This window comes from Bradyrhizobium sp. 23 (assembly GCF_023073295.1).
Lineage (GTDB): Bacteria > Pseudomonadota > Alphaproteobacteria > Rhizobiales > Xanthobacteraceae > Bradyrhizobium > Bradyrhizobium canariense_D.
The window spans coordinates 751,841-766,590 of sequence record NZ_JADPJF010000148.1; the positions used below are offsets into that span (position 1 = coordinate 751,841).

General features: G+C 59.7%; 9 protein-coding genes. 2 read left to right on the plus strand and 7 right to left on the minus strand.

Annotation, left to right across the window (positions count from 1 at the left end; genetic code table 11):
* Positions 1-1,109 precede the first annotated feature (1,109 nt).
* Positions 1,110-1,664, plus strand: coding sequence for a hypothetical protein (locus IVB32_RS36970; protein ID WP_247366731.1), 555 nt, complete (start codon positions 1,110-1,112; stop codon positions 1,662-1,664).
* A gap of 128 nt (positions 1,665-1,792) precedes the next feature.
* Here IVB32_RS36970 and IVB32_RS36975 read toward each other — a convergent pair whose 3' ends face one another.
* The 5 genes from IVB32_RS36975 to IVB32_RS36995 form a co-directional block, all read right to left on the minus strand.
* Entirely contained in the window at positions 1,793-2,236 is a 444-nt protein-coding gene (locus tag IVB32_RS36975) for a GcrA family cell cycle regulator (RefSeq protein WP_311979542.1), read from the minus strand.
* The gene (locus IVB32_RS36980; RefSeq protein WP_166517563.1) at positions 2,160-2,330 is read right to left on the minus strand and encodes a hypothetical protein; all 171 of its coding nucleotides are present in this window, start codon (positions 2,328-2,330) and stop codon (positions 2,160-2,162) included. The genes IVB32_RS36975 and IVB32_RS36980 overlap by 77 nt, the downstream gene beginning before the upstream one ends.
* Before the next feature lie 151 nt (positions 2,331-2,481).
* Positions 2,482-2,793 (minus strand): hypothetical protein, encoded by a 312-nt coding sequence (locus IVB32_RS36985; RefSeq protein WP_085350876.1) that lies wholly within the window; start codon positions 2,791-2,793, stop codon positions 2,482-2,484.
* A 165-nt stretch (positions 2,794-2,958) separates the two neighbouring features.
* Positions 2,959-3,324 (minus strand): dodecin family protein, encoded by a 366-nt coding sequence (locus IVB32_RS36990; protein WP_275974734.1) that lies wholly within the window; start codon positions 3,322-3,324, stop codon positions 2,959-2,961.
* A 2,170-nt stretch (positions 3,325-5,494) separates the two neighbouring features.
* The gene (locus tag IVB32_RS36995) at positions 5,495-11,374 is read right to left on the minus strand and encodes an AAA family ATPase (protein WP_247366725.1); all 5,880 of its coding nucleotides are present in this window, start codon (positions 11,372-11,374) and stop codon (positions 5,495-5,497) included.
* A 1,144-nt stretch (positions 11,375-12,518) separates the two neighbouring features.
* On the opposite strand from IVB32_RS36995, the gene IVB32_RS37000 reads away from it, so the two are divergent.
* Positions 12,519-12,782 (plus strand): hypothetical protein, encoded by a 264-nt coding sequence (locus IVB32_RS37000; RefSeq protein WP_007592736.1) that lies wholly within the window; start codon positions 12,519-12,521, stop codon positions 12,780-12,782.
* Positions 12,783-13,029: 247 nt separating this feature from the next.
* On the opposite strand, the gene IVB32_RS37005 is transcribed toward IVB32_RS37000, so the two are convergent.
* Positions 13,030-13,212: a hypothetical protein gene (locus IVB32_RS37005; RefSeq protein ID WP_085350878.1), complete on the minus strand. Its 183-nt coding sequence runs from the start codon at positions 13,210-13,212 to the stop codon at positions 13,030-13,032.
* A gap of 417 nt (positions 13,213-13,629) precedes the next feature.
* Positions 13,630-14,370: a Crp/Fnr family transcriptional regulator gene (locus IVB32_RS37010; protein WP_085386237.1), complete on the minus strand. Its 741-nt coding sequence runs from the start codon at positions 14,368-14,370 to the stop codon at positions 13,630-13,632.
* Positions 14,371-14,750 lie beyond the last annotated feature (380 nt).

A 14,750-nucleotide genomic window follows, 5' to 3' on the forward strand; every position in this document is an offset into this window, starting at 1 on the left:
TGAGGCGCACGACATTCGCGGGCCAACGCACTTACCGTCACGCGAGACGACCGCATCGGTCGCCGAGGCGAGTAATGCCATTCGAGTTCTGGTCGTGGAGGATGAAGCTCGGATCTGCAGCTTGATCGAGGACGCCTTTTCGACGGCGGTTTCGAGGTCCTACTTGATCAATTCGGGGGACGGTCGCGCGGACGACGAACCGGCCGCGCGAGTAGCCGGGGGAAACCGAGGCTCGCAATCCTCGACCTGCGCCTCGAGGAAGCCGTTCGCGACAATGAGCGCCTTGACCGCCTCCCGGGTGTCTCGACCGCAGGCAGCGATGGCCTGGTCGGCGGCAGCCTCCAATTCGAACGGTGCCGGTCGGGATGGCTCCCGATCCCGATTCACTAACCCACGTCTACCTAAGTATGGTCACTTCATACCTGCGCGCGATGGCGCCGACCGAGGGCTAATGTTACTGATACATCCAGACTGAAAAGTAACGGAACCGGCCCTGCGAGCCGCGGGACGAGACCGGCGGCGTAGCGCCCGCCGGCCGTTCTCCCGATCTAGCGGCGCTTCGCCGCTCAACAGACGCTTACGGCCGTAGTTTGTGCAGAGAGTCCGCCATGAGAAACATCGCCGACCTCCTGATGTGGTTCAGACGGGGAAGCCAACGCGTGTCCAATACTCAGGTTGCAGCTATGGCTGAAGATCGATCCAGCATGGCTGATTTTGTCCGGATCCTGCAGGCCTGCGATCAAGCCCAGTAAGACAGGGGTTTGGTGCGAGCGCGTCAGTCCGTGATGCGGACGTCCGAGCAAAACCAAAGCCAAGACCTCACACCACACCGCGTCCAGCTGTTTATGCCTAGCACGTCCGTTCAGGGTCAAACGGCGACAAGAGCAGAGGACTCTGATTTGCAGCTTCGGGCAAACTGCGGAAGTCACTCGGCTCCAGCCTTGGTTCAGTTCGGCGCTGATGTCAGTCAGCCCCAACGGTTCGCGCGCCGCATACAATGAAGCTAGCGCGGGATTCTGCTAGGTCCGGGCCGGGCCCAGCAACTGCCTGCTGAGACCTCCAATGACTTCGCACTGTTGCATTGGCCCCCGCGCCGCGCTGCCAGCAACATGAACCGCCTGCATGTCCCGTTCCTGCAGGGCACCCGCCGCATTGACAACGACATCAACGCCGGCAAGAGCGTCCTTCCATTTCGAAGCGTCGGTGGTCCGACCATATCGAGGGTGATGTGGTGCGTATCAGGTGCGGTGGGTGGCGCGACACCAATACGCATTCGGGCCCTTCGGCGGACAGTCTGGCCTGGATTGCCGATCGAACAAGCCCCGTGCCACCAACGAGACGGATGCGCATTGACTGGTCCTTCGATCGGCGGCGGCTTTCGCAAACTGCTGATCGAACAATTAAAGGTGCGGACGGTTAAAGCACGGCTGATGCAATCGTTCCTCGCGGCGGAACAGGTGAGTTGGCCGCAAGCAGCGCCTTATCGTTGGCAAGCATCGCTTTTCGAGCGCACGACGATCGCCACCGACGTTGCGGCGTCATCGATATCGACGGCAGGTCATTCAAAGGGCCAGATCCGGCATTACGGCTTCCACTTCGTGCCGCTTACTCGAAGATCTCTTGAATCGGTGACATGTCGGCTTTCGGCGGCAAACCACAAGTAAGTTCAGCCTATCATCTACCGCTGCTGTTGACTCCAAGCAGATGAAGCCTTGGGATGGGTATACGACTGCCGAACCCGTCGAACTGGGCCAGGGACTTGCGGGAGCACAACCACATTCTTGGTGAGCTCTTAGCCAGTGTTTCTGACCGCCTCTGCCAGCATGGAGTAGAGCTGCTGCTTGCTGAATTCCTTGGGCGGCTGCCTCTGCACTGCGTTCCGCGACACCTTCCGTGCGACTGGACGGGCGCAGGCAGCCGACGAGGTCGGCCTCAGCTTCGGGCGCGGCCTTATCTTGGGCGTTGCTGTGGGCGGCTTGTGGCCGCGCTTCAACCCCAGACGGGTCAGCATGCCGCAGACCGCGTTACGACTGCACCCGAGACGACGCGCAATCTGCGCCGCGCTCTGTCCTGCGGACCAGAGCCTGTTGAGGAGCGCTATGTCTTTCGCATCCCAGCCCATGAGAGATATTATAGCGCCGGCTGCCGAACACGCCAGTCTAGTCTTCGTCCGGCTCGCGCACGACCGGCGGTTCGTCAGCGTCATCTTCCTCTTCGTCGTCCTCGTCGTCTTCATCGGGATCTCTTGGCGGCATCGCGGTGCCCATAAGCACAAGCGGTGTCCAGTAGATCGCGGCGGTGGAAAATGCTTCGAAGGTATGTTGCTTCATGTGGCTGCTACTCCTCGAGAATACGCGTAGTCGCATATTCATGGCGGATGGCACGCGCGTCCAGGGCGCGATCGGTGCAAACGAGATGGAAACATCAAGTCGACGACATGAGCAAAGGAGGGCAACCGGCACGCAAATGGCGGCGTTTCAGCTACTTTATGCCCGAGAACTCATTCGGCTCTATGTTCACCAAAACCTCGCCGGTGGTGATTTCGGGAACTCCAAGATCGAGGTCATGTAGACTTGCTTGAACAAACGCGAGTATCTTGTCGTTCGCTGCATTGGCGCTTTCGCGATCGTCAAATATCATCACGGCGATACCAACGCCGTCGCCCGCATCCAGAACTTGGTAAGATCTGAAGCCGTGCGATTGCCTTAGGATCTGGCCGACGCCGCTCTTGGCGCGGCGAGCGGCGTCCGCTACCGAACGAACCTTGGTGTACTTGCGAATGACCATGTACATGAGGCCACCATGCGCCACACGCCTCGACGCATCAAAGCATATCGGTCCCGGTCGGACTAGGGCCAACTTCCGAGACCGGGCCACAGTGTCCGGCTAGGCGAACAGGGCAACGCGCCTTTTCCAATGAGTCCTCCTCGCCCTGCGCATGGGGCGAGGTGCTGAGGCTCAGGAGCTCTCGAACTTGAACGATACGTTGAGCTTGGCGCGATAGGCCTCGACCTTTCCCTTGTCATCGAGCTGCATATCCAGCTTGACGACCTCTGCAATGCGAAGATCTCGGAGAGATTTTGCAGCTTGCTCGACCGCATTTGCGGCGGCCTTCTCCCACGAGTCGTTGCTGGTACCGACCAGTTCAATGACCTTGTAGACGCTATCAGGCGTGTCGTCCTCCTGTCCGGGATGACGAAGGAAATCTAGCATCAGGATCTCGACCCCGATACGGGGATGCCGTCCGGAGCCGGAAAGGGACAAAATTGCATTTGGCGGGGGCAGCTTTTGGCCGGAGCCAACCTGCCGGGCCAGCGCCATCATGTCCGCTCCTAGCGAGCAGACGGAAAAACGTCCGATTGCCTGTCACTTTCCTGTTTGACCCGGTGCCGACCATTTCAGTCTCGGGTCACTCGATCGCGGCTGCTGAGACTAACCAAAAATACGAACCGGCTAAGCCGTCCAAGCCCCTGGCTCCGGCGCTTGCCACCAGGCAGGGATTCGCATCCGTGCTGGCTTGCCCTTGTCCACCTGCTCTAGCGACGGTCTGTAGATAGCTATCGGTCAGATCTCATGATTTGCCGCGGAAGCAGGAGCACTACATTGATCTGGCGATCGAGGATCGTCGTGGCGATGATCGTCGTCTTCGAACTCATCGTGGCGGAGCATTTAACTTAGTGCTAGAGACAACCCTCGCTCAGGCCGGCAGACCGGCATCACATCCACAATCTTGCCTCCCGACCGGTTGCGCTTTCACATTGCCATGCCAGCGTGGAGATCGGTCCAAATCTTACCGCAGCGTCGCCCATCAACCGGGTGGTTGCGTCGCGGACCGAGGACAGGATCGTCGCCCGGCGAAACGTGGACGGCTCGATTAATTGAGCGCGCTGCCGCGTATTGCCGCCAAAGTGCTAGACGAGCTTATGAATTCGGGGGCCAGGCGCGCAATTAATCCATCACGCTGCCAGATTTAAGCCGCATGGGGCCCATATCGCCGCGAAGGCTTTGCTGGTGGGGACGCATTGGCGCGAATATCGGTGTTCGCAGTGCAATAGATCTTGCTCACTGTCCATTCGGTCTTGAACGAGGAGCAGAAGCCCTCCGTGGCCGCGTCGTTCCTTCTTGCTCGCAATTTGCGTTCGACCTTTATGGATCACTCGGCCTCGAGCTTCATGCCTTTCGGCTCGGCCAGAGATCAAAGAGCGTCAAGATGTTCTGCCGACCCCCGCCGCCCTGGAGCAGGACAACGCGACATGCTCGCGATGCTGGCGACGCTGGAGTTCTCGATCTCTGCTCTGTCGCGCCTTGGCCCCTGTCGCTAGCGCCCCTGAAACCTGAACAGCACATCCTGCATGAACCTCATCCCGCAGGATGCGCTCTTCAGAAGCTAGAACCGACAGCTATCAGCGGCAGCCGTAGCGACCGTTAATCAGAACGCGGAGACATGCCGTGCCAACCGCGGCCGCGCCAACGGCCGCGCCGCCTACGACCGCGCGCCATGTGGTGCGCCGTGCAACGCCGGCGACTGACACGAGTGTCAAGGGGCGCCCGACGCGCAGGGCGCCAATTTCCTCTATGTGCGCCGTAATGGGCCCTAGGGTTACCGGATCAACCAATTTGCAGCGCCGCGCGCCAATCAGCGTGAGGATGATTGGGGGGGCGTGCCCCGAATCGATGTGGTTTGCCATCGAAGCCGTGTGCGAGCGGCCACTAATCCTTACCTCCTCGTGATCTATGGCCTTTCCATGCTCGATCTAGTGGAAGGCGGATGCACTTAGGACGAAGTGATGCACTGGCGCGAGCGGTTCAGGGCTCGCTGCGGGGCGGCCTGACGTTGCTCAGCAACAAGTCCGCTGCCAAGATCGACACGCTGGTCTATCGCATCAATCACGCCCCAACCGCGCCCTGTTTCGCCGGGGCAATTCGGAAGAGCGGAAATCGATCCATTGCCAGTGATCGTCCCTGAGGCACGGCTTACGGGCACCGAGTCGGCCATAGGCTCGATTGCCGCAGTGGCTGACGTGACGAGCGCGAACAGAGCGATGAGAACGAGCGGCGATGTTGGATCAGCGGATCCCCGGTTCGAGCCCTGGTGCGCCAACCATATCAAAACTGTTCGTATTCAATTAAATTACGGATGGGGTCGACGAGAACAAGGCGGATCTGGTGCGACGTTTTTTGCGTATCGTGCCCCGGATAGCAGTGCGACTTATGCTTTTCCTTTGTTTCTGCATCTTCGCGCAATGCGATACGGTGTGCAGATTAAACGGCACAGGTCGATTACGCGCTCGTCGTAGAATAGGATACCAAGGCGCGCAAATGCACAACCTGTTTTGCCTAGTCGCCTCGTGATCCCTCGACCGTTTCTGCGACAGCTTGGTGATTTAATCCCCGTCGCGGCAGCCAGGATCGGCAGGGCTTCGATCGACTTGATCTTCTCGATCGCAAAGCGCGAGGTGCGTGCTCGAAGTTGGAACCAGCAATCCGGCCATAATCAAGAAGCGTCGGCAGGGTGGGCTGGTACGGTGAAGTGAAAAATTGCGCCGTGGGGCTGGTTGCGCGTCACCCACAAGCGTCCGGCATGCGCTTCGATAATCGAACGACAGATCGACAGTCCCACCCCCAAACCGCTGGGCTTCGTCGTGTAGAAGGGGGCGAAGGCGTGCTCGAAGGTTTCAGAGCTCATCCCCGGTCCCGAGTCCTTCACCTCGACGAGAACACCGTCCGGTGCACCCTGCGCGGTGGTGATCAGCACTTTCTTGGCTCCATTCGCGACCGTGCCGATTGCCTGGACAGCGTTAATAATCAGGTTGAGAACCACTTGTTGCAATTGGACGCGGTCGCCCTCGACAAGCGGTAAGCTGTCTGCAAATTCCGTCTGCACTGAGATGCCGTTCTTCATCGCTTCGCCGCGGGTAAGCTCAATAACGTCCCTGATCGCCTCATTGATGTCCAAGCGATCCTTCCGGGGCGGTGCTTTTTTTACGAGATCGCGAATTCGTTGGATGATGTCGCTGGCCCGAGCGGTATCGTTCATAAGCCAGTCCAGTGATTCCCTGACCCTCTCAAGATCCGGCGGATTTCTGTCCAGGAAGCGCGCGGCCGCACCAGCATTCATGGATGCCGCGGCAATCGGCTGGCTCACTTCATGCGCGATCGAGGCCGTGAGTTCGCCCATGGTGGCGAGGCGGTTAGCGTGCGCAAGCTCCTTCTGTATCTCGCGCAGCGCCTCTGCGGCCCGCTTCTGTTCGGTGATGTGCCGTCCAACGCCGCGATAACCGATGAAGTGCCCGGACTTGTCGAGCACCGGTAGCCCGGAGACGGACACGTAGCGCTTGCCGCCATCGGGCGTAGGGCGCGCGAGCTCGAAATCGCGGAACGGCAGGTGGGCATCGAGCGTCTCCCGATGCTTGCGCCAAGCCTCCTCGTCGGGCTCCAAGTAGGGCACTTCCCAGCGCGTCTTACCAAGTTCAGAGCCCGACGCGGGTGCATCGACCATGCCTTCGGCGAATTCCTGGCGAATGAAACGATGCCGCGCATCGGATTCCCAGTACACGTCGAAAGAGAACTGTACGAGAGTCCGGAAACGCTCCTCGCTCTCCTGCAGAGCCACTTCCGATCGTTTGCGCTCCGTCAGGTCAACGACAAAGGAGACACCCTGGTCTCGTTGTTCGTCGAACGCAGCCATGCCGATCAACACCGACACGCGGCTTCCGTCCTTGCGGAAATACTCTTTCTCGAACGGCTGCACGCTACCCATCTTTTTTAGTTCCGGGATCCACCATCGCTCGTGGCGATCGAGCCATTCAGGCGGCGTCAGGTCAGTCCAGCGCAGGCGGCCCGAGACGAGATCCTCACGGTCGTATCCCACGATGCTGAGAAACGCATCGTTGGCCTCCAGAATCGAACCTTCAAGCTCCCAGATGATGATTCCGATGATGTTGGCATCGACAAGGCGTCGGATTTTCGCTTCCCGTTCTCCGAGATCGCGGTACAAAGCCGCATTTTCCAGTGCGATTGCTGCCTGTGAGGCGAGCAGCTTCAGCACCGCAATTCGCGCCGGTGCAACAACGTAGGGCGTCAGTGTATTCTCGAGGTAAAGCACGCCGATAACTTTCGCACGGTTGATCAGGGGCATGCAGAGAATGGAACGAGCGTTGCGCTGATTAACGTAGGGGTCCGTGGCAAAGGGAGGCTGGACCGTGGCATCCTCGAGAACCGCGCACTCTCTAGTTCGCAGTACGTAATGGAGAACGGATTCGGGAAGGAGATCCGCGGTCACCGCTGTATTGCGCATTTCAACAGTAACTTTATCGCCGGTTGTGGTGGCTTCCGCTTCGATGCGCGGCTCGGTGTCGTGCGACAGGATCAGCAGACCGCGTTCAGCCCCTGCTTGTTCGATGGCAGTGCGCATGAGCGTCTCGATAAGCGTCTCCAGAACCATCTCACCTGACACCGCTTCCGACACCTTGATGACAGTGGCGAGGTCGAGATGCTCGACCGGCGCTCCAATCGTGCTCATCGGGCCTGGCTCTGATCTCGCCTCCCTGAGGTGCGGATGCATATCCTCAAGTTGCCGCACTTTGCCGTCTGCCCCCCAACGAACATAGCAGTCGCGCGCTCTCCGCAAATAGATGCCAGAAAATTCTTCGAAACCACGCTCGCCGTAAAACCGCGCGGCCAATTCATAAGCGAGCGCCTCGTGGTGGACGAAGCCGTTGTCGCGAGCGGAGCGGATGGCTTGTTCATAGAGACGCTCCGCGTCCAGTTCTCTGCCTTGGAGACGGGCGATCTCGGCGCCGGTTAGAATAGCGCGGTCCGCGAAATTCTCCGGGCAATTCTGTGCCCACAAATCGAGCTGCGTGTGGTGCCCAGTCAGGGCCTCAAGGTGCCCTTGACGTTGTTCGGGGTGTGCCGAATTCCAGCATGCAGCGTGCGATAGCGCTGCATAGAACTCGTATTCCACCGTCTCGAGTAGCTGCGGTGGTGACCACGGCAGTCTCCGTGCCTTCGATGCGGCGTCGACGGCCAGCGAATAGTCGCCGGCAAAGAAGCACGCTTGCAGCTTGCGGATCCAATACCAGCTCTCGGGCAGCGCGAATGCCGGATCGGCGGCCAAACGCCGTTCGAACCGAAGCTCGTCGGACGGGTCGTCGTGCAGAGCGCCGAAACGCCGCGTCAGGCCGCGCAGCATACGGATTAGCGCAACCTGCGGCATTATGATGTCGGCCACCAACGCAAACTTCGCCTTCTTGCTCAACTGCAACCCGTGCTCGGCTTCGCGCTGCGCTTCTGCAAGCGCATCGCCCGCCGCAAGGAAATTCGTATTCAAGCTGGCGCAACTGAAGGCCGCGAACGTGACATCGCCACTGCTGCTCGCGGCCTCAAATGCCCGCTGAAAGGCGTCTCGGGCATGCTGGAGGTGCTTGGTCCATGAAAGGACAAGGTTGCCATAGTTCAGGTAGGTCCTGGCGTGCACGCGCGAAAATCCGCACCGCTCGACCAGCTCAGTGCCGATACGGCTGAATCGAAGGCCCGCCTGATAGTCGCCGAAGCGCGCGCCGGCAATGGCGCCGAACATGACGTAAGGAACGCATGAAGCATCGTTGTTCCCCCATTCGAGGCTGATCTCCACCGCTTTTAGGGCCACCAGTGAGCGAAGGTTCGCATCAGTGAAAAACGCCGGCGGCATGAGCGCCGTCAAAAGATCTATGGTCGCTAGTGCGAGTGCATCACTCATTAGCGGCAGATCCAATAGCTCCTCGACCGACCGATTCCCGAGCCGAGATCGGACGTGCTCGTATTCGCGTCGGACGTGATCATCGCTTGGGTGGACTACCCATCGAATCCCGAGTTGTTCCAGATAGCTGAGACCGGCGCTAACCGCGCGGTCCGGCTCACTGAGCGCCGTATACAGATCCACCCGACGGCGCGCGACGACAGCAAGGTCGGCAGCGGTCGCGGTTCGCGTCGTCAGCTCCTGTAAGCGCTGTTCTGCCTCCAGGACCGAGCCAGTCACGAACTCGCATTCGGCGCGATGCAACTCGAACGCAAAGGCAAGCTGCTGGCGTTGTTCCCAGCAGTCGTCTGGTAACAATGCGGCACCGGCAGCGGCATAGTTGAGCGATGCCGCGTAGGCCGCCGCCTCCCACGCGCGCAGGCTGGCTGTCAGATTAAGCTCTGCGAGTTGCTCGCGTTCGTCTCGCGAGGTGATCAAGGACTCGCCACGGTTGAGCTGGTTGACGATCTCAAAAATAGCCTTCTCCCACTTCTCCCGGGGGGTCTGCGCCAGTAGCTCCCGACCGATTCGCAAATGCAGCGCCGCGCGTTGATCATCAGCAATCAGCGAGTAGGCGGCTTCGTGCACTCGATCGTGGACAAACCGATACACTCCTGGCTGGTGCTCGACCAATTCCTGGCGAATGGCCTCCCACAGGTCCGCGTGTACCCGCTGCTCGGAGCGACCGAGGACGATCGAAATTGTCCTCGTGTCGGCGACGTTGCCGAGACAGGCCAGCCGCTGCAGCGTGATCTGCGTCTCGGCAGGCAGGCGGGTCAGCTTTGCGATCATCAGATCCACGACATTGTCGGTGTGGCCCTTGACGCGAATGCGAGCGAGATCCCAGCACCAGAACCGTGCGTCATGATCGAAGCGGACCAATCCCTCTTCGGCAAGCGCCTGAAGGAATTGAATCACAAAGAATGGGTTGCCGGCCGTCTTATCGTGAATCAACTTCGCGAGTGGCGCGGCACGCGTCGAATCGCAGCGAAGAGCATCGGAAATCAAACGCGAAATGTGTGAGCTGGCAAGCGGCGCTAAAATGATCTGCTGCACGTTAGCGCCAGCACTCTTTATGGCCTCAAGCCTGTACCACAATGGATGAGCGAAAGTGACCTCGTTGTCGCGAAAGGCGCCGATGAGCATCAGGTATTGCAGATCGGAGCGGGTTAAAAGGTCCTCAACCAGATCGAGCGTGGCGGCATCGACCCACTGGAGATCGTCGAGGAACAACGCCAATGGATGCTCGGACTGTGCGAACACCCCTATGAAGCGCCGGAGCACGAGACGGAAGCGGTTCTGTGCTTGCTGCGGGGGGAGCTCAGGGACGGGTGGCTGCTCTCCCACGATCAGCCGCAATTCAGGGATCAGGTCGGTAACGAGTCGTCCATTGGCGCCCAGCGCACCATGAAGCGCTTGGCGCCAGTGCGTCAGCTCGGCTTCGTTCTTGCTCAGAAGGAACCGCACGAGGCTCTGAAAAGCCTCCACTACCGTTGAATAGGGAATATCGCGTTTGTATTGGTCGAACTTGCCTGATGCGAACAGCCCGTGGGACGGAACAAGGCGACGATGGAGCTCATTGACTACCGAGGATTTACCAACGCCGGAATAGCCGGTAACCAGCATCAATTCCGGCGCGCCGCTCTTGATCATCCGGTCAAAGGCGGCCAGCATGGCTTCAATCTCGCGGTCCCGTCCGTAGAGCTTCTCAGGGATCCGCAGTCGGTCGGGCGTGTCGTATTGTGCGAGCGCAAACTCTTCGATGCGGCCTCCGGTTTCCCATTCGATCAGGCAGCGGCGTAGATCATGTTCGAGGCCTGAAGCGCTCTGGTAGCGTTGCTCGGCGGATTTGGCGAGCAGCTTGAGGACTATGGTCGAGATTGCAGCCGGTACAGTGCTTACCCGCTCGCCGGGCGCCACTGGCTTTCGCGCAATGTGGCAATGCACCCACTCCATGGAATGTGCCGCTGAGAACGGCAACGAGCCGGTCAGCATCTGATAGAGCGTAACGCCAAGTGAATAGAGGTCACTGCGGAAATCGATCGAGCGGTTCATCCATCCGGTCTGTTCGGGCGCCATGTAGGGCAGCGTGCCCACGATGAATTCCGGCGGCCCAGGGGCGCGTCGCTCGCGGGCGAGGCGCGAGGCGATACCGAACCCGGTGAACCGGACCCGTTCGTCCTCGCAGTTCACCATAATGTGCGCCGGCTTCACGTCCTTGTGGACGAGGCCGCGTTGGTGCACCTTGTTCAGGGCTGCGGCGATGCCGATCGCGAGCTGCAAAAAGCGTCCGATGTCCATGGGCGCACCAAGCAACTGTTCGAGCGGCTGGCCACCAGGATCCTCAAGCAGCAGCACTGGACGGTCACCATCGCACTTCAGCCCGAGCGGCCGCATTGCCCAGGTCTCATCTAATTGGTCTTTCAGCGCAAACTCGTGATCAAGACGATCGAGGAGGCCGGACGAAGCGTGTTTCGCCTTGGGAAGTACCGCCAATACAGTTCTGCATGCGCCATCGGAAGCCGGGCGCAATGGCCGACAAAAGATGCGGTCATCGTCCTCCCATAGCACTTGGAACCTGCTGTCCATGCGCATCAACCCAAAACACTGGGTTTAACCCCGAAGCCTCCGCGTGACCAATGTCAGGTGAGGAGGTACTGTGTTGCGCTCTGTGGCCACATCGACACTGCCATAAAAGCGGGGTTCTGCCCAGCGTAAGCTGCGGCGCCAGGCAGATGACGGCGAGAAAGCCGAAGCGGCGCTAGCCGGACATCAACCGTGATCGCGCGCGAGCCGGCGGGCGAATTCAGCGGTGTATCGAACTCGAAATATGCTGCCCGATGCGTCGCCACAACTTCTGCTGGCCGTCCGGACCGGCTCGAATGCGAACGGCTTCTGCGGCTCAGGTGTGGTCTGGGCACCGGATTGCTGTGCGGTGCGGCCCACGAGCTGATTGGCTCATAAAGCGGACGCGCACCGCCTTTGATTCCGGTCGCCGACCTTCATCCTACTCAGTGGTAACAATCCGTGGTTAATGTCACCATCATTCAGAATTCAGAGCTATCGGATGTAGGCGCGCCAGCCGCTGACAGCGCCCTTTACATCTCGCGGGGTCGATTGGCTTCGGCGCTGGCGTTTCGGTTCTCATGTTGTGCGCGGATCGGCCGATCCGTCGACCGTGCAGGCCACAGCCTCAAATAGCAGTTTGAGATAGTTGCAGGTCCTGATTTGCACTATGCGGCTGTGTCGTTGGTTCGTTGGTTCGAACGTTTGTGAGATAGTACGATAGTACGACGTCCGAGGACACTTCCTGAAAGTAGCTCAAACTTGCCCAGATGGACTGGAGCGAGAGAGGATGATCGTACCGGTGGTCATCCGCGCAGAGGGTTGAATTGCTGGTCGGCATCGTGAGGTCCTCCCCAGGCGGCGCAGGAGAGGTTTGTGCCCGTTAAGAGCGGCGCCGGCCGGCGTGTCGCGCCCTTGGGTTCCTGAGATGATCAGAGCGGCCTGTCCCGTTGCGCAATGCAGCTTACATGGGGACGTCAATTGTCGCACATCTGTGTCGACGAGCCTGGATTTGCACGGGGTTCGCCAGCATAGGCGGGCCGGTGCTCACGAAGCTGGGGCATGAAAGCAACAGTCCACAACACGTTGCACCAGCGCACCACTGTTAATTTGCGCGATCGGGACGATTCAGGCCTGCTCTCTGCAACGAACCTAGTAGCTGCGGGGGATGACAATGACTGTCACGCGTGCGATTGGCGCTGCTGCCTTGTTTCTGATGACGCTTAGCTCTGAAGCCTATGCTGCGCGCCAGCACAGACCGGGAGAGCGGATTTCTTGCTCAGAGGTCAAATACTACGTTGCTAAGTATTCGGCGGCCCTGGCTGAGATGTATGCCCGTAATCACGGGGCCACCGGCGCCCAGATCGAGCGGGCGCGGCGTTGCTTGGCCTCGAATGAGGCTGCCGAAACAGGGCAACGCAGGTCCTATAGCGAATGAGCATGACGCAGCCTTCGTAATAAAGCGCGCTGGCCGGGGATATCCTGCAAGGTCAGGGCTGTACGCCTACCCGCGGTCGCAGCTGACGATCGAAGTTAGCTGATTGCCTTGCACGCGCAGATAGGCCTTCCGACTAGTGGCCAGGCGAGCGCGCGATTGCACACTCGCACGGAGGCCGCTCCGCAGTCATGTCCTCCTCCGCTCATCGCATGCTGATTCCCAATCATCGGTGTCGGGCCATATCCTCTTATCGCTCCAATTTGGTGCCAAAGGCTGTCGCAGCAATTGCACGCTCGACCTCGGAAGCCAACACGCTCAGATGATCGGCAAGCCTCGCGAACAACTCTCGTTTTTGCAGGTCGGTGGCCAGATCGCTGATCGATTTGCAGTCGGCTGCGGCTTTGAGGAGGTTCTCCAGCTGCTCTTGCATGTCTCTCATCGTCTGTGTGCCCCAAAGGCACCCTCGGCTTCATTCAGTTGAACTGATTGAGGCGTACGTGAGCTCCCGTCGATCCATTTCCGAACGGAGCGATTCAGCATAGGTGCGCAGATTGTCGCCAACAACGCGGGAGCGTCCGCCATTTGCGCGATCAGCCAACACCTGTCGCCGCACGCTTTCCCAAAGAGACAATAAGGTCTGATCTTTCGTTTGAAAAGGTCATCCACAGGCCTCCAGTACATGGCGCGCCGATAGTACGCGTACCTCATGAGCGGGATTGTTCGGTTGCGGACATTGCCGTGGAGAAGCTAGGCGCCCGTTGCACATTGGCCACATCGTCCATGTTCGGGATAACGGGCTATCACGCCGAAAGGCGCGATGGTTTGCGGCATCCCCCCGTTTCAGTTACTACGTCGGCAGAACCAAAGCGCGAGACCGGGCTGCATTCATAGAGAAGATCCCCTCGATTTCGAGACGCATGGTATCGTGGCATTCGCACGCCACCGCTGCGAGCCGCAATGGGTCAATCTCGATTTCTCCTCGCCGTTCAGATCTGATCGCTCCGGAAGCGCGCAGGTTGCGCATCAGGAGCGTCACTGTCGTTCGTCGCACACCCAGTATTTGCGAAAGCGCCTCTTGGGTGAGTGCGAGGACGTCGTGGTCGGCGCGGTCGCGAAGATGGAGCAGCCAGCGTGCCATGCGGGCTTGGGCCGGATGCAGAGCATTGCAGGCGCCGCCGATTTGTAGCTGTATCAGCATCGCTTTGAAATGAATCTGGACTGCGTGGCGGATCGCGGCGCTTCGGCTAAAAGCGGCGTGGAATCGCGATGCGGGGATCCGCGAGGCGATGCCCGCGGCACGAACGACGGCGGTAACGGCCGAAGGGGACGGCCCCAGCACGGAAAGAGTGCCTACTGCTCCCTCGCGCCCTATTGCGGCGCTGGCGACCGTCTGTCCGTTGGCCATGTCGATCATCACAGAAATGGCGCCACTATGAGGAAAGAGGACGTGCTCGGTCTGGTCACCCGCCTGCGAGACGACCGCATCCCGATCGAGCGCTACCATCTCTAGCTCGGGCGCCAGCAGTTCGAGGTCCGCCGCCGGCAGTGTTGCCAGAAGTCGGTTGCCAATTTCGGCGGGAAGCGTCACTGCGGCCTACCTCGAACGATCCGCCGCATCGCATTTCGAGCGTCATAGGGCGGCCAACTCGAACTTTGTTTGAATCCGCCTACGCCTCGCGCCCCGAAGTCCAATTCAGCTGCGGAAGCTCTCAATCTCAAAAACTCCAACCACACGCGCCTCGGAGGCGAATTGTTGTCTCTCAGGATGATTTAGGAGTTAGGTCCCAGCGCCCCGCTGCACAATTGCGAAATGCGCATGGGTAACACCATAGGGAGTTCCGCTTTCCGGGACGCGGCAAGCGCTGCGGCGATCTCGGAAGTGTGGGGCTCGGCTTGACCTAGAAGCTCAACAGCTACGTGATGAAGCCGGGTCATTTCCGCCAGGACAAACGAGACAGTCTGCTTAGG

Coding starts and splice junctions, on each gene's coding strand:
- IVB32_RS36995 (WP_247366725.1), bottom strand. CDS start 11,374: ATGCGCATGGACAGCAGGTTCCAAGTGCTATGGGAGGACGATGACCGC.
- IVB32_RS36975 (WP_311979542.1), bottom strand. CDS start 2,236: ATGAAGACGACGAGGACGACGAAGAGGAAGATGACGCTGACGAACCGC.
- IVB32_RS36990 (WP_275974734.1), bottom strand. CDS start 3,324: ATGATGGCGCTGGCCCGGCAGGTTGGCTCCGGCCAAAAGCTGCCCCCG.
- IVB32_RS37000 (WP_007592736.1), top strand. CDS start 12,519: ATGACTGTCACGCGTGCGATTGGCGCTGCTGCCTTGTTTCTGATGACG.
- IVB32_RS36985 (WP_085350876.1), bottom strand. CDS start 2,793: ATGTACATGGTCATTCGCAAGTACACCAAGGTTCGTTCGGTAGCGGAC.
- IVB32_RS36980 (WP_166517563.1), bottom strand. CDS start 2,330: ATGAAGCAACATACCTTCGAAGCATTTTCCACCGCCGCGATCTACTGG.
- IVB32_RS37005 (WP_085350878.1), bottom strand. CDS start 13,212: ATGCAAGAGCAGCTGGAGAACCTCCTCAAAGCCGCAGCCGACTGCAAA.
- IVB32_RS36970 (WP_247366731.1), top strand. CDS start 1,110: ATGAACCGCCTGCATGTCCCGTTCCTGCAGGGCACCCGCCGCATTGAC.